We start from the raw sequence: 13,382 nt of genomic DNA, 5'->3' as shown, positions 1-13,382 counted from the left end.
AGCGGTTCATCCCCGCGTGGGCGGGGAACAGTCTTGCTGCAGACCATTGATCTACCAAGTTTTTCACAATGTCAAAGAGCGCACCGAATTTTCTCCGGGTTTCCGCTTCAGAACGGCCTCACCTGTCCGGCTTGAAACTCACCAGCTTCAGCCCGTCGAAATCCACCGGCATCCGGCGATTTCGGCCTGCGGTCCGAAAATCATAGCCCTGATCGGTGGGGGCTTTCCAGACCATCACCGCATCGCCCGCCTCGAGCCCCGCCAGAACCTGCTCCCAGATCATCTCTCGGGTTTTCGCCGAATAATCGCCGACATAGACCCCCGCCCGCACCTCGACGAGCCAGGCGGCCAGACGCCCGCGCAGCCGGGGCGGCGCGTTCGAGATCACCACGACCATCATCCCCGATGCCCCGCATCGCCCGACTGACCTTCCTCGAAGGCCACCGGCATCGCCTCGGGCGGCGGCTCGGGGCGGGGCAATTCGCCCGCTGTCAGGACCTCCTCGATGGCGGGAATGATCCGGCCCAGAAGCCCGGTGCGGCGGAAGGCATCGCGGCAGGCCAGCCGCACGGCACGGTCGGGCGACATCTCGAGCTTGCCCTTGGCCGCCTGGCCCGCGATGCGAAAGGCCTCGGGCACCACGGTTTCAAGTTTGAACAGATCGGCGATGTCATAGACGAAAGACAAAGGCTTGCCCGAATGCAGGAAACCGATGGCGGGGGCGTAACCGGCCGCCAGAACCGCCGCCTCGGAGAGCCCGTGCAGGCAGGCGGTGGCGGCGGAGAGGCAGCGGTTCGGGATGTCGCCCGCCTCCCAGTCGGCGGGGTCGTATTTGCGGCGTTTCCAGTCCACGCCGTGCTGGCGCGCGAGCAAGGCATAGGTTTCGCGCACCCGCACCCCCTCGATGCCGCGCAGCTGGTCGATCGAGCGGCGCGAGGGGGCCTCTTCGGCAAAGCGCATCGCAAACATCTTGCGCACGACACGCAGCCGCTCCGCATCATCCAGCGCAATCCGGGCCTGCCAGAGCAGCCGATCCGCTCGCGCCCCCCCCGGTTGCCCCGCCGAGTAAAGCCGCACGCCGCCCTCGCCCACCCAAGTAATCAGGGTGCCAACGCGCGCCGCCAAGGCCACGGCGGCATGGCTGATCCGCGCCCCGGGTTCCAGCATGATGCCCGCCAAGCCCCCCACCGGGATCTGCGTGCGGGTGCCGTCCGCATTCACCGCCACGAAAGCGCCGTCAAGCACGTCAAGCTTCGCGTGTTCGACGAAGACCAGCGAGGCGCGGTCCTTGAGCGGGATCGGTTTGGGCGGGGCGAGACCGGGAAGAGCAGAGGGGGGCGGCGCGGTGCCCCCCTGCCCTTCTGCACTTTCCCCGCTCATCCCGCGCGCCGGATCAGCATCAAACCGCAGCCAAAGGCCTTGGCGCGGCCAAACCCTTCGGCCAGTTGCGCCAGAAAGGCCGCGGGGTCGGTCACCTCGATCTGCCCGGTCAGATCGAGGATGCCGAATTGCGGCTGGCCCTTGCGCGGGCCGCGATGACCGGGCAGAACCTCGACCGTGTAATCCTCGACCGTCGCACGGAGCAGCCGGAACCCGGCCTTCTCGCCCTGCCGCGCCAGCCACGCCGCCCCCTCGGTCTGCGCAAGGGTCATGCGCTCCTCGGCGCGGGCCGCCGTGGGCAGGGATCGCAAGGCGTCCATCACCACATCGACCCTTGCGCCGCCGCGCTTCATCCGCGTGGCATTGGCGCGCAGAGAGACATCAAGCCGGTCCCCTGGGGAAAGCGCGGGGGCGAAGTCCTTCACCCGATGGTTCTCGAACAGGTCGGTCTGCACCGGCGGGCGGGCCGAAAGGGTCAGGAACTGCCCCTCGGCTTCCTCGCGCCACAGGAAATCGCGGCGCCGGTCCGGGCCGTCGGAAAAGATCGACCACAAGAGGTTATGCGCGGCCGAGCGGCGATGCCCCGCCCCCGAGGGCATAAGAAGCGGCGCAAGCGCCTGTGCGGCGGGGCTGCGGGCGAGGCGGATCCGGCTCAGATAGAGGCTCATGGCGTGGCCTCCAGCGCGATCTCGACCGGCTGGCGGGCGACGCTGCGGGGGCCGAAGTGCCACAGGCGGCGGTCAAGGGCGCGGTCGTGGATCACCTCGCCCTGATCGGCCCCGACGATCAGGGTGCGGGCCACCGGCCTCCCCCGTTCACACAGCCACGGCGGCGCGGTGAGATGGGCCAGCGCTTGCGCGGGCGATCCCGCCTGCACGATCCTTGCGCCGGGGGGCGCCGAGAGCGGGCAGGACTTGCGGCCAAGATAGAGGGTGAAGCGCGGGTGGCTCAGCGCCGCTTGCAGCGCCTCCAGCCCCGCGCCCTGCACCGCCACGCCGTAAAACACCCCCGCGCGATAGTCGCGCAGCGTGATCGTGGTGTTGGTGCGCCCCTTCGCGTCGCGCAGGGCCTCGGGGCGGGAATTGGGGCGTTTGGCCGCCGCCGAGGGCACGCTTTCGATGGTGTGATAATCGCGCAGCGCCGCCCCCGCGTCGAAGATCGCCACCGAAACATCCAGCGCATCAAGGGCGGTAAAATCGCCCATCCGCCGGATGCCAAGCGCCGCGCCCAAAAGCCCAAGGATGGCCGAACGGCCGGGCCAGATCAGCGAGCCGCGCCGTTCGTGCCCCGCCAGTTCGCCCATCGCGGCAAGGCTGGCCGACAGGCCGAAGATGAGAAAGGGTTGCATCACGCCCCCCGCACCGCATCGGTGACAAAGCGGGTGATTTCCTCCAAAGAGCCCTCGCCCGACAGCGTGTCGAGGCTGCGGAAGTCCTCGGGCTGACCGGCGAAATAACAGGCGTCGATCCTGGCCGCCGTGCTTTCCAGCGCCTTGACCGAGGCCGATTGCAGGTCGTTCGCCCCCAATTCCTTGAGCTTGCGGTCAACCGGGGTGAAGAAGGCCCCCGAGAGGTCGCGCGGCGCCCGGGTCCCGCGTTCGGCGCGGATGTGGAAGGCCATCGGGTGATGGGCAAAGCTGTTTTGCTTGCCGCGCGGCGTGGCCTGCGCCAGGGCCCGCGTCAGCGCCTCGACCCCCTTCACCGCCAGATCCCGGTCGCCGGCAAGGTTCTCGATCAGAAGATCGCAGTTCACGCAGACATAAAGGTAATAGATGCCCGAACCGAAGGCGGTTTCGCCCAGATGCCCGGCACCGGTATCCTCGGCCTTGTTCAGATCATCGACCGCGGAATACCAGTCTTCCTCGGCATGGGCGGCGTGGGTGGTGATGGCATGGCCCACCTGCACCGCCGCATCGCGGTTGAAATCCGGATCATCGGCCAGCATCCGGCCAAACATGGCGATGTCGATGGCGCCATCGGCACGCCGCAGCACCTCTTTCTTCAGATCTTTCTCGGCGGGCAGCGGCTCACCGGCGACGATCTTTTCGGCCAAGTCTTCGGCCAGCTTGCGCTCGGCCGGAGAGATGAAGGCCAAGGTGGTGCCCTTCTTGCCGCCGTCCTTCTTGTCTTCGAGCTTGCCGAAGATCGCCGCCACCTTGTCGGCGGCCGCATGCGCGGCCTTGTCAGAGTGACCTTTGCCGATCAGATGGCTGACCAGCAGATCATGCAGAAGCTTGGTGCGTTTGCCCATGTGGTCGGCCAGATCCAGCGCAAAGAAGCTGCTTTCGCGCAGCGCGCGCTTGAGCGATTGCGACGAGAGCCGCAACCGGGGTACACCGCCCACCATCGCCTGTTTCGGGCGGCCCTGATCGTCGCGGTTCGGGTTCGAGGGGCCGTAGCTGGTCAGCAGGTGAAATTGCACGAAGGTGGTCATCGGGTTTGCTCCTCAAGGTCTTTTGCGGGCGCATCGGCGCCGAAATAATCAAAACACCAGCGCGGCCGGGCGGCCTCCCAGTGCAGGATGTCGGCGGCCAGGGCCGCGACGTTGCATTTGCGCTCGGCCATGGAAATGGCGCGGCGCAGCAGGTCGGTCAGCTCGTCGCCTTCGGCGCGGATCAGACGCTGAAACCGCAGGGCCGACAGCACGGGTTCCGGCCCGCCCAAGCGCCGCGCCAGCCGCTCGGGGCCGGTCTCGCGGACCTCGGCCAGCAACACGGCCAGTTGCACAAGGCGCTCCGCCTGCCCCGGCCCGATGTTCAGCCCCCGCGCCAGATCCTGCACCGCCGGTTCGCACAGCACCGCCAAAGGCGCGGCGCGGCGCAACCGGGCCGAGAGCGCCTTGGCGGCGGGCGTCTCGCGCGGGGCGATGTGCTTGCTCCACCAGCCCAGCGCCACGGCGCCCGGCCCTTTGGGTTCGTCACTCATGCCGCTTTTCCTTTCTTCTTCTCGGGCAGGGGCAGGCCAAGCGCGTCAAAGATCGCCTTGCCCTGCTTGCCGTAACCGGCGAAGGCCATCCCCAGGAACTTCCACGCCTCGAACAGACGCTGCATCCGGTCCGTCTCGCGGGTTTCGATGCCGTCGAAGGCGAGCTTCTCGAACTGCCCCATCGCCTGACACCGCAAATCGGCCAGCCAATCCACGGCAGGGTTGCCGCCCGCCCGGATCGCGTCGAGATGCGCCAGAAACCGGGCCTCGGTCTCGGCAAAGAAGGTCTCGCGTTCCGCCTCGCGGGCTTCGCCGCCCGCCAGCACGGGCTCGAGCGCCCCGCGCAAGGCAACCGCCGCCGCCTCGGCCGCCTCGATCAGCCCGGCAAGGCTGGTCCAGCCATCGACCGAAAGATCCAGCACCGGCTGCACCGACAGGATGAAGTCGCGCGGCTTCATGTTGTCCATCGCCCAGCCCGCGACGATCACCGACCCGCCGCCCTGCCGCCCGTTCCAGTCGCGCAAGCAACGAGCCAGTTCCGACAGGTCGTTCCCCGGCTGTTCGGCCACAATACCCAACCAGTTGCGATAGCCGAACCGCCCGGCGCGGGGGTGCTTGGGCAGCCATTCCGTGCCGGGCTTCATCCGGTAATAAGGGCTGAGCGGATGCTTCCAGAGCGCGTAATTCGTGCCCCAGGGCCGCTGGATCACCCCCGTCACCTGCGCGCCTTCGGCCACCAGCCGCAAGCGGCGCGGCTGGCCAAAGAACGCCTCGGGGGCAAACAGCGCCCCTTCGGGCGGCAAGGTCTGCTGGCCGGTATCGGACAGGCGCGTGGGGCGCATCCACGGCAGATCCTCGGCCCGGCCGGGCTGACCGCAGGGCACATTCGCCCAGATCAGATCCCACAGGCTGCCCTGCCCCTCGCGCGGGTCGATCAGCGTCACCAAGGGCCCGCCGCCGCGCATCGAGGTGCGGTTGCCCGCGCCCCCCGAAGGCGCAAAGGCTTGAAAAGTATAAAGCGCCATTGCCGCCGTGGGCAGATCGAGCGTGTCATAGCGGTCCCGATGCACCATCACATCGGCATTGTTGCGCGCGGTATTCGCCCCGGCGCTGTCGATGAAAAGCATGTCGGGCGGGCTTTCCTCGCCCTTGATCGGCTCGAAATCCTGCAAGAACCGCGGGCCATCCCCAAGCAGGTTGAAGGCGGGGGCAAAGGCCGCCAGCCTCTCGCGCAGACGCGCCGGATCGGGGGCCTTGCGGCGTTTCCAGTCGCTGACATCGGCGGGCGGATCGGCCAGGTAAACCAGTCCGATCAGCAACTCGAGGCAGGCAATGTCGAAATCGGGGCGGCTCCAGTCGGGCGCCACAACCTCCGGCTCGGCCATCTGCCAAGGCGCGATAGTGTGACGGGAGCCATCCCGGAGCCGCACCGCAATCCAAGGGTCTTCAATCAAGTTGAGCGTCATTCACACCTCCGCTCACAATCACCGCGGGCAGTAAATCCCCCGCGCCGACACCCGTAAAGAGGATTAATTTCACCGGGTGTCAGGAAGTGACACCCTCGAAGAGGGCGCAGCGAAAGGCAAGGGAGGCGACTCCCTTGCCCGCGCGCTTGGACAATGCTAAATTGGGATCATCCAAGAGCGGGATGGACAGGTGTTTTCCGCATTAGTCTAACTCTCTCTACTCTTGGCCGCGCCAACGGCTGGGGGATGGGTACTGATCGGGCCTCGGGATGGTTAACCATTCCCGAGGCCCTTCCACTTCTACGCGAGTCGAATGCTAAAATAAAATAGATTTCAGCTTCGATTGAGTACTTAGATATTTATCCCCGCAGAATCCCCGCAAGGGCGGGGAACAGGTTTTCGGCGTCGTTTGAGTACGGGCCATCCCCGGTCACTCCGGGGATGGAAACACCAGACCGCAATCGCGGTCGTAACGCAAGCCCGCGCAGATCGTACCGTCTGCCTCCACCGGACACAGCCGGACCTCGGCGCGTTTCCAGTCGGGCCAGTCGCGCAGGACTGCGGCGATCTCGGGCAAGCTCTGGTCCGGCAAGGGCAAAGCCTCCAGCCGTCCGGCGCGGGCCGAGACCTCCGAGAGCGCCCAAGCCTCAGCGGAGGACAGATCGGCCCCCTCGGCCCAAGGGATCAGCCCCGCCGCCGTCTGCCGCGCCAAAACAAGGGTGCGGGTCGGACCGCCCAACCGGGTCGGGTAGCTGGTGTCGGGGCTGGCGCCACCGCCGTCGCGGTAGCCGCGCGAAAGATCGACAAGGTTGTGAACCGCCTGCGTGCGGGCCGCGGCGGCCTTGCCCAGAGCCTCGGTCTCGGCGCGAGCCAGGACCTCGGGCACCGGTTCGGCCCCGTCCCCATGCACCGCCTCGATCAGGGCACGCAGGCCGTGCGGCGCCTCGATCCGGCAGGGCTTGTCAAACAGCACCTGCGCCGTGCGCCAGACATCGGCCAGATCATAGACCCAGGCCCCCCGCCCCAAGGTGCCTTGCAGCCAGCGGTCGTCGGTGACGCTGGCGGGATCAGGGGAGAGCACTTGCAGGACTGGCGCAGCCACCGGGCGGCCCGGGGCGGGGCGCTCCTCCATATGCCGCCAAAGCCGTCCCGCACGCTGGATCAGCGCGGCGATGGGGGCGATGTCGGAAATCATCACGTCGAAATCGAGATCGAGCGACGATTCCAGCACCTGCGTGCCCACGAGCACGAATCCCGCCCGCCCCTGCCCGGTCTTGCCGACCGTCGCCAGCACCTCGGCCTCGATCCGCTTGCGATCGCAAAGCGCAAAGCGCGCGTGCAAAAGCCGTGCAGGGATGCCCCGTGCCAGCAGCGCCTCCCGCGCCGCAATCGCCTCATCGACCGAGTTGCGCACGAACACGCAGGCCGCCCCCTGCCCCGCCGCCGTCACCAACTGCTCTACCGCCGCTTCGAAACTGTCGATCCGGGTGACCGCCACCGGACCCTTGACTGGGCGCGGATCGGCGGCGAAGTGGCTGACCGCCGGGCGGCCCACCACCGTCAGCGCCGGATAGGCGGGGCTGTCGTTGCACCCGCCGTAAGTAGCCAGAAGCTTTTCGCGCAGCGCCAGCGGCAAGGTGGCGGTGAGCAGGATCGCCGAGCCCCCGGCGGCGCGGTGCATCTGCAACAGCCGTTCAAGTTCCTTGGCGATATAGGACTCGCCCATCTCGTGGACCTCGTCGACGATCAGGATTTTCGACGAAAGCCCGAAATGGCGCAGGGTTTGATGCTTGACCGGCAACACCGCCATCAGCGCCTGATCAATGGTGCCCACCCCCACATCGGCCAAGAGCGCGCGACGGCGGTTTTCGGCCAGCCAGCCGGTGCAGGAGGGATCGTCCTCGCCCCGCCCACCCCCGGTGACCAGATCGCGGAAATCCGCCGAGAGCCCCGCCCGCCCATGCGCAAGCGTCAGCGTGGGGGCGGCGAATATCTTGCCGACGATCTGTGCGGAACGGCGAAACATCGCATCCGCCGTGGCCATGGTGGGCAGCGCGAAGTAAAGCCCCCGCCCCTTGCCAGCCAACGCCATCCGATGCGCCAGGATCAACGCGGCCTCGGTCTTGCCCGCCCCGGTCTCGTCCTCGATCACTGCGAGCATCGGGCCTTCGGGCAAGGGGAGCGTCGCGCAGGCCGCCTGCATCGGGCGCAGCGCAAAATCAAACAGCGGGCCGAGTTGCGCCAATGTGCCGCCAAGCCCCGACTGCTGCACCGCGACCGCCGCAATCTGCCGCGCTTGGGTCAGATAATTGGGCAGCGACAGGCCCGGGGCCTGCGCCGTGAACCAACGGGTGTTCGATCCGATCCAGTCAGCGCAGGCACAAAGCCCGGGCAACCACCACGACAGCCGGGTGGCCTCGGCCAGATCAAGCGCCCCCAGCGAAGCCCCGGGCCAGAGGTCGCAAAACGCCTCGATCGCCTCGGCGGCGGGGGCTGCGCCAGAGCCGACATGCTGCATCGCCTTGCCAAATTCCCGCACCCGCGCAGGCTTCGGAAGGGCGCCGATGGCAAGATCGGGCGGCCTTCCATGATGGCCAGCCGCGGCGGCGTAAAGCTGCCAGCGCACATCCGCATCGCCCCCCAGCCGCGCGGCAAGATCGGTATCGTTCTTGTGCAACAGCACCTCGGTCAATTCCCAGTGCCGCGGCCCCTGCGCGGACGCCCCCGCCAGCATCGCGCGAAAGCTGTCGCTGATCTTGCCCAGATCATGCAGCGCCACCAGCAAGACAAGAGCCTGCCGCAGCGGCGGGGCAAAGGCGAAGGGCACGATCAGGCGCTCGGCCACAGCCGCCACATCCAGCATGTGATAGACAGCCGGATGGGCGGGTAAGCCAACCTCCACGGGGCTTTTGCCGGGCCAATCGTAAAACGTCATCGGAATACTCCACAGGTTCAAAAACAGACCAACCGGGATCAGCTGCGGCAGAGGCTACGCCCCACCCTCTTCCTTTTCCAACAGCCCTTGCAACAGCGCGCGGCGATCCGCAGTGAAATCCCCCGGCTGCAGGCTTAGCCCGGTCATCGCGCGCACGAAGAATTGCCGGAACCCGGCGCGGGTCTCGCACCAGGCCAGCAGCTTCACCCCCTGCGCCGGATGCACCAGCGCCAAGGGCAGCGCGCGGCGGGCCGTCACGGTGCCGCCCCTGTCTGTGTAGCCGAACGCGACCGGCGCGCAGGCGCGGATCGCCCCATGCAGCAGCGCCAGATCCTCGGTCCTGGCGGGCGGTTCGTTCGAGGCCGCCTCTTGCCAATAGGCGGCGGGGCGGACATCGAGCAACTGATAAAGCCGCGTCAGGATCGCCGCTTCGGGGGCGGTCTCGGCCAGTCGCGCCAGTGCCGCCCGCGCCGCCGCCGCCGTCACCGGATCGCCCCGGTGCTGCGCCAGCGCCAGCCCGCGAAGCGCCGCGTCGCGCAAATCGGGATCGGGCGCGGGAACCGCCGCCACGGCCGCCCCGCCCCCGACACCCCCCGCCAGAACTGCGCCCGCAAACCTTGCCCCAAGCCCCCGCCGCGTCAGCACCAGCGAGGCGGCGCGGCCGTCAAGATCCCCCATGACCGGACACTCCCTACCCAACGCCCCCCAGCAGACGACCTGCAAGGGAATCGCCTCGACAGACCGCAAGGACAGTCTTAGCCTTGCGGGGTGTCAATAGCTGTCGTGGTGCGTGATGTCCTTTGCCAAGGCGCAGGAGTTGATCCGGCTGGCCGACATGGCTTCGGCACGGCACGGGGGCGTCAGCCTCGAGGATATCGTTGCGGAATTTTCGGTGTCGCACCGCACGGCGCAGCGCATGACCGATGCGCTGGAGGCGACATTTGCCAATGTCACCACCACCGACGACGCCGGGCGCAAGCGGCGCTGGCGCATCACCCGCCCGCGCGAGGTCTCATTGATGCTGCGCCCCGAAACCGCGATCGAGGCGCTGGATTTCGCCGCGCGCGAGGCCGGGACCGAGGGGCGGTTGCGCCACGCCCGGGCGCTTTCGGATCTGCGCGAGGGGCTGTTGGCGCGGCTGTCGCGGCGCGAGGCCGCCCGCACCGAGGCCGATGCCGAGGCGGTGCTGTCGGCCTTGGCCGAGGTGACGCGCCCCGGCCCCCGCGTCTCGATCCGGCCCGAGATCTTGGACACCATCACCGAGGCGCTGCGTGGCCCCTTCCAGCTGCGGGTACGCTACAAATCCGAAGATGCGCCCGAACGCGTGCTGGAACCCCATGGGGTGCTGCTTGGCCATCGCACTTATCTCGTGGCCCGCGATCCGGCCAAGGGCGATCTGATCCGCACCTTCCGGCTGGATCAGATCCTGTCGGCCGAGGTGCTCGACGAAAGCTTCGCCATGGATCCGGCGTTTTCGATGGAACGCTTCGCCGCGCAATCCTTTGGGGTCTGGCAGGATCCGGCACAGTTCGGCTCGGTGGTCTGGCGCTTTGCCTCCCGCGCCGCCGAGCGCGCGGCGGGCTTTCGTTTCCACCCCTCGCAGCGGCTGGAATGGCAGGACGACGGCAGCCTTATCGTGCGCTTCGAGGCGGCGGGCTGGCTGGAGATGGCCTGGCATCTCTACCAGTGGGGCGATACGGTCGAGGTGCTGGAACCAGAAGGCCTGCGCGCACTGGTCGAGGGCCACCGGCGCGCCGATTTCGGCTCGATGCCCTGAGGAGGGGTGAAACGGCGGTTAACCGCCGAAATACCCTGCACCGGCACCGGCACCGGCACCGGGATCGCGACGGTAAAATCCGTGCGGACAAGAGACGCCAGGCGAGTGTCGGGGAAATTTCGGGTCTGCACAGGCCATGTCGTTGACATGATCGAGGGCGCAAGAAATCCCGCATCGAGCGATGTGCGATTATTGTGGATTACGGATCGACAGCTGAAGACAGGACGAAAATCCTGCATAGTATTAGGGTCACCCGCCGTCGGCGTCTATGCGCACGACTGGTATCAATTTCACCAGGGCCTCACAAATCGGGCGCTACGCGAGGCGCAGCGTGTCGCCTGTGCTCTGGCCGAGGCGGAGCCGACCGCGCCCGATCTGATCGCTGCGCCGATCCTGCAAGCCTGGATCGGTGTGCGCGATATCGTCGCGGCGACATGCTTGCTAAGCGCAAACAGATGATGGTCGACTGGGCGGCGTTCATCGGTGCCTGAGGGAGCGAGCGACTACACCCTGCCGTCTTCCCCAGATGCCATGAGAAACAGCCGGACGAGATCGGTGTTGACGTAGTAGTTGCGCTTCCCTGAGGGGAGCTTTTTGAGAAAACCATCTTCCGGTGCAGAAAGAGCATCGAGATAGCGCGCTGCGGTCTGTCGCGTCACCCCCAAATCACGCTGAATGAACTCGATGCGTGTATAAGGGTGCCCTCGGCGCGATACCGCGGGCAGCTGTTGCAGGCGCGATACATCCGGATCATCTCGCTGTTGATGTCAGAGTATTTCCGCGCCGCCAGCTGAAAGTCGCGGCAGATGTTCGTCTGCAGCTCGCCCTGCGCCGGGCAGCTGACCGTGGCCAGCTCGAAGACGCCGCGCACGACCTCCTCGACGGCGCCCATGTCGCCCTCGTAGCGGTTTCGCAGTACGGCCGACACCAAAGCGGCCGAGCGGTTCAGCCGCTTCGCCACTTTGTTCTGGCTCGATTCCGCGCATTGTGCAGCCAGCAGGGACACCCAATCCGGCATATCCGCGCCCCAATGCTCGCGGGCCGTCTCTACCGGGCCGCTCATTTGCCACCCCCAAGCGCAAAGACCTCGCGCGAATTCGGGTCGTAGACCTGTTGCACGCGCTGGATCTGCGGCGCTTTGGGGCCGCGGTGGCGGATCAGTCGATAGGTGGCCAGCAATGCGCGGTGCGGATCCGCCTTGGTCTTGACCTGCAGATAGCCCGCCGCCAACAGCCGCTTGCAGTAGTCGCGCGCGGTCGACTCGGGGATCTCGACGCTGGCATGCTGGATCAGATCGCGCGCGCTGAACGTCTTGAGCATGTACATGCCGCGCCACAGCTGCTCGTAGTTCTCGCCGTGGGTGACCTTACTGCCATCCGGGCGCAGCCGCGGAGCGTGATAGCCAGTGTCAAGGATCAGCTCCCAACACCCCTGTTGCCCATTTTCGGTTTCCCGGGCCTCCAGGTAACCGGCAGTGGTCAACGCTTTCAGATACCGCAGCACCGACGATTTTCCGAGCCCGGTTGCCGCGACGATGGCCTTTGTCGTGATCTCCTTCGGGTTGGCTTTCATCGCCAGCCACATTTCCTGACGACCGGCACAGACCTGATCGGCCGGGCGCCGCCCCGTGAACGACGCGCGCGTCATGCCATGCCCCTCCGCGGAGTCGGCGCTTCGCCCAAGAAGAATTCGATCTTCGGGACGTCAGCCATGGTGATTTCGGACCGGCCAGAGGTCAGCGAATACAGATTGACATGGTTGAGGTTGGCCACGACGCGCCGAAAGTTCGCGGCGGACTTTTCGAGCACGACTTGCAGCACGTCATCCGGCAGCGTCAGCTGCGGCTGCTTCAGTTGAGCCAGCACCCTGGTCTCGCGCAGATCGGCGGGTTGCGCCGCGGGCCAGGCGCCGATCCTGTTGTGGACACGCTCCCAACGGCGCAGCCGCTGGGGCAGGACCTCTTCGCCGATCAGGATCAGCACGCTGGTCCCGCCGCACGTTCGCTTCGAATTTCTTCGACCAGAACGCAACCCTTGTGGAAGGCATCGTGGTTTTCGGGCAGCCCGGATGACGGTTATCTCGACGTCTGCCGTCTCTACACGACGCACGAGATGATCGAGTGGTTCGGACATATTGCTGATGCGGCAGAAGAACTGCGCCAGGAATTCGACAACATGGTCGCAGCCGGGGCAACGCCGAAACAGTTCGGGTTGCGGGTGAGATCGCATTCGGTGCTGACGGTCACCTCACGCTCGAAGATGCGGAACGCGCGGCCGATGCACCTGACTTTCTCTGGTGACCTGCTGCAGACGATCGTCTTCCAGCCGCGCCGTCAGGACATGGACGCGAACTACGCGGCGGGCGAAATGCTGCTGCAGGCGATGGGACCTCACCATCACGGGGGGCTGATCTATGGGCAGCTACTATTTGATCCATCCGTCCAGCGACGCTGAAGGTGTCCTCACGAATGCCATCGTTACCCCCGCCGAGGCCCTGCCGCAGGTCGTGGCGGCCACGCCCGGGGTGTCCTATCGCGTCGCATCTCTGATCTATGCCGCGGACACCTATACCCCGTGGGACCCGGCCCTCCTGTTCGCCTCGGGTGAAATCGGCTGGGTCGAGCCGATGATCCCCGGCGTGACGCTGTTTCAGGATGCGGCCGGGACGATCCCGGTCACCGCGGCGGGGCAGCCGGTGGGGCTGTCGAAATTCACCGCGGGCGGGCAGATCGGCTTCGTGCAGGCGACGGCGGCCAATCGCCCGATCTATCAGCTCGATGCGCAGGGCCGCGGCTGTCTGGCCCATAACGGGCTCAACCAGTGGATGGCGGCGGCCGCGATCGCCTGGGGGTCGGACGAGGCCACGATCTGCGCGGGGGTGCGCAAGCTGTCGGATGCGGC

The 13,382-nt window shown here is 66.9% G+C and carries 17 protein-coding genes; 4 read left to right on the top strand and 13 right to left on the bottom strand.

The features are described from left to right. Window positions 1–118: 118 nt before the first annotated feature. The 9 genes from cas2e to LY44_RS17385 all read right to left on the bottom strand — a co-directional run bounded on the left by cas2e (window position 119) and on the right by LY44_RS17385 (window position 9,383). Window positions 119–400 (bottom strand): type I-E CRISPR-associated endoribonuclease Cas2e, encoded by a 282-nt coding sequence (gene cas2e / locus LY44_RS17425; protein WP_055213032.1) that lies wholly within the window; start codon window positions 398–400, stop codon window positions 119–121. Beyond that, complete coding sequence (cas1e, locus tag LY44_RS17420) at window positions 397–1,380, bottom strand: type I-E CRISPR-associated endonuclease Cas1e (RefSeq protein WP_055213031.1); 984 nt, start codon at window positions 1,378–1,380, stop codon at window positions 397–399. Before cas1e ends, cas2e begins: the two co-directional genes overlap by 4 nt. Continuing rightward, window positions 1,377–2,048 carry a type I-E CRISPR-associated protein Cas6/Cse3/CasE gene (gene cas6e / locus LY44_RS17415; protein ID WP_055213030.1) on the bottom strand — a complete coding sequence of 224 codons (672 nt, stop codon included), beginning with the start codon at window positions 2,046–2,048 and terminating at the stop codon, window positions 1,377–1,379. The genes cas1e and cas6e overlap by 4 nt, the downstream gene beginning before the upstream one ends. Beyond that, window positions 2,045–2,728: a type I-E CRISPR-associated protein Cas5/CasD gene (gene cas5e / locus LY44_RS17410; RefSeq protein WP_055213028.1), complete on the bottom strand. Its 684-nt coding sequence runs from the start codon at window positions 2,726–2,728 to the stop codon at window positions 2,045–2,047. Before cas5e ends, cas6e begins: the two co-directional genes overlap by 4 nt. Further along, on the bottom strand, window positions 2,728–3,813 hold the full coding sequence (gene cas7e / locus LY44_RS17405; protein ID WP_055213026.1) for a type I-E CRISPR-associated protein Cas7/Cse4/CasC: 1,086 nt from the start codon (window positions 3,811–3,813) through the stop codon (window positions 2,728–2,730). Before cas7e ends, cas5e begins: the two co-directional genes overlap by 1 nt. Continuing rightward, window positions 3,810–4,304, bottom strand: coding sequence for a type I-E CRISPR-associated protein Cse2/CasB (gene casB, locus LY44_RS17400; protein ID WP_055213024.1), 495 nt, complete (start codon window positions 4,302–4,304; stop codon window positions 3,810–3,812). Before casB ends, cas7e begins: the two co-directional genes overlap by 4 nt. Then, window positions 4,301–5,770 carry a type I-E CRISPR-associated protein Cse1/CasA gene (gene casA, locus LY44_RS17395; RefSeq protein ID WP_081024403.1) on the bottom strand — a complete coding sequence of 490 codons (1,470 nt, stop codon included), beginning with the start codon at window positions 5,768–5,770 and terminating at the stop codon, window positions 4,301–4,303. Before casA ends, casB begins: the two co-directional genes overlap by 4 nt. Window positions 5,771–6,200: 430 nt before the next feature. Beyond that, complete coding sequence (locus tag LY44_RS17390) at window positions 6,201–8,705, bottom strand: CRISPR-associated helicase/endonuclease Cas3 (RefSeq protein ID WP_055213020.1); 2,505 nt, start codon at window positions 8,703–8,705, stop codon at window positions 6,201–6,203. A 54-nt stretch (window positions 8,706–8,759) separates the two neighbouring features. Beyond that, window positions 8,760–9,383, bottom strand: coding sequence for a WYL domain-containing protein (locus LY44_RS17385; RefSeq protein ID WP_055213018.1), 624 nt, complete (start codon window positions 9,381–9,383; stop codon window positions 8,760–8,762). 115 nt (window positions 9,384–9,498) lie between these two features. Between LY44_RS17385 and LY44_RS17380 the strand changes: the two genes are divergently transcribed. Together LY44_RS17380 and LY44_RS17760 are read left to right on the top strand one after the other, a co-directional pair. Next, window positions 9,499–10,482, top strand: a complete 984-nt coding sequence (locus LY44_RS17380) for a helix-turn-helix transcriptional regulator (protein WP_055213016.1) — start codon at window positions 9,499–9,501, stop codon at window positions 10,480–10,482. A 147-nt stretch (window positions 10,483–10,629) separates the two neighbouring features. After that, window positions 10,630–10,941 carry a hypothetical protein gene (locus LY44_RS17760; RefSeq protein ID WP_146707281.1) on the top strand — a complete coding sequence of 104 codons (312 nt, stop codon included), beginning with the start codon at window positions 10,630–10,632 and terminating at the stop codon, window positions 10,939–10,941. Between the two features lie 44 nt (window positions 10,942–10,985). Here LY44_RS17760 and LY44_RS18595 read toward each other — a convergent pair whose 3' ends face one another. The 4 genes from LY44_RS18595 to LY44_RS18395 are packed head-to-tail and all read right to left on the bottom strand — an operon-like array spanning window position 10,986 to window position 12,464. After that, window positions 10,986–11,141, bottom strand: coding sequence for a hypothetical protein (locus tag LY44_RS18595; protein ID WP_394325849.1), 156 nt, complete (start codon window positions 11,139–11,141; stop codon window positions 10,986–10,988). Further along, window positions 11,138–11,545 carry a hypothetical protein gene (locus LY44_RS17375; protein WP_055213014.1) on the bottom strand — a complete coding sequence of 136 codons (408 nt, stop codon included), beginning with the start codon at window positions 11,543–11,545 and terminating at the stop codon, window positions 11,138–11,140. Before LY44_RS17375 ends, LY44_RS18595 begins: the two co-directional genes overlap by 4 nt. Next, entirely contained in the window at window positions 11,542–12,129 is a 588-nt protein-coding gene (locus LY44_RS17370; protein ID WP_055213013.1) for a helix-turn-helix domain-containing protein, read from the bottom strand. Before LY44_RS17370 ends, LY44_RS17375 begins: the two co-directional genes overlap by 4 nt. Next, entirely contained in the window at window positions 12,126–12,464 is a 339-nt protein-coding gene (locus LY44_RS18395) for a chromosomal replication initiator protein DnaA (RefSeq protein ID WP_055213011.1), read from the bottom strand. The genes LY44_RS17370 and LY44_RS18395 overlap by 4 nt, the downstream gene beginning before the upstream one ends. A 51-nt stretch (window positions 12,465–12,515) precedes the next feature. Here LY44_RS18395 and LY44_RS18390 point away from each other — a divergent pair, with 51 nt between their 5' ends. Together LY44_RS18390 and LY44_RS17355 are read left to right on the top strand one after the other, a co-directional pair. Beyond that, complete coding sequence (locus LY44_RS18390; protein WP_055213010.1) at window positions 12,516–12,935, top strand: Z1 domain-containing protein; 420 nt, start codon at window positions 12,516–12,518, stop codon at window positions 12,933–12,935. After that, window positions 12,895–13,382: hypothetical protein (locus LY44_RS17355; RefSeq protein ID WP_146707280.1), on the top strand; the 488-nt coding region annotated here is incomplete at its 3' end. The genes LY44_RS18390 and LY44_RS17355, both read left to right, overlap by 41 nt.

Source organism: Rhodobacter capsulatus, assembly GCF_003254295.1.
GTDB classification, from domain to species: Bacteria; Pseudomonadota; Alphaproteobacteria; order Rhodobacterales; family Rhodobacteraceae; genus Rhodobacter; species Rhodobacter capsulatus.
This window is presented reverse-complemented; position numbering and strand designations above follow the sequence as displayed.

Bases quoted from the DNA above. Each gene is read 5' to 3' on its own strand.
- cas2e (WP_055213032.1), bottom strand. From the start codon at position 400: ATGATGGTCGTGGTGATCTCGAACGCGCCGCCCCGGCTGCGCGGGCGT.
- cas1e (WP_055213031.1), bottom strand. From the start codon at position 1,380: ATGAGCGGGGAAAGTGCAGAAGGGCAGGGGGGCACCGCGCCGCCCCCC.
- cas6e (WP_055213030.1), bottom strand. From the start codon at position 2,048: ATGAGCCTCTATCTGAGCCGGATCCGCCTCGCCCGCAGCCCCGCCGCA.
- cas5e (WP_055213028.1), bottom strand. From the start codon at position 2,728: ATGCAACCCTTTCTCATCTTCGGCCTGTCGGCCAGCCTTGCCGCGATG.
- cas7e (WP_055213026.1), bottom strand. From the start codon at position 3,813: ATGACCACCTTCGTGCAATTTCACCTGCTGACCAGCTACGGCCCCTCG.
- casB (WP_055213024.1), bottom strand. From the start codon at position 4,304: ATGAGTGACGAACCCAAAGGGCCGGGCGCCGTGGCGCTGGGCTGGTGG.
- casA (WP_081024403.1), bottom strand. From the start codon at position 5,770: ATGACGCTCAACTTGATTGAAGACCCTTGGATTGCGGTGCGGCTCCGG.
- LY44_RS17390 (WP_055213020.1), bottom strand. From the start codon at position 8,705: ATGACGTTTTACGATTGGCCCGGCAAAAGCCCCGTGGAGGTTGGCTTA.
- LY44_RS17385 (WP_055213018.1), bottom strand. From the start codon at position 9,383: ATGGGGGATCTTGACGGCCGCGCCGCCTCGCTGGTGCTGACGCGGCGG.
- LY44_RS17380 (WP_055213016.1), top strand. From the start codon at position 9,499: ATGTCCTTTGCCAAGGCGCAGGAGTTGATCCGGCTGGCCGACATGGCT.
- LY44_RS17760 (WP_146707281.1), top strand. From the start codon at position 10,630: ATGATCGAGGGCGCAAGAAATCCCGCATCGAGCGATGTGCGATTATTG.
- LY44_RS17375 (WP_055213014.1), bottom strand. From the start codon at position 11,545: ATGAGCGGCCCGGTAGAGACGGCCCGCGAGCATTGGGGCGCGGATATG.
- LY44_RS17370 (WP_055213013.1), bottom strand. From the start codon at position 12,129: ATGACGCGCGCGTCGTTCACGGGGCGGCGCCCGGCCGATCAGGTCTGT.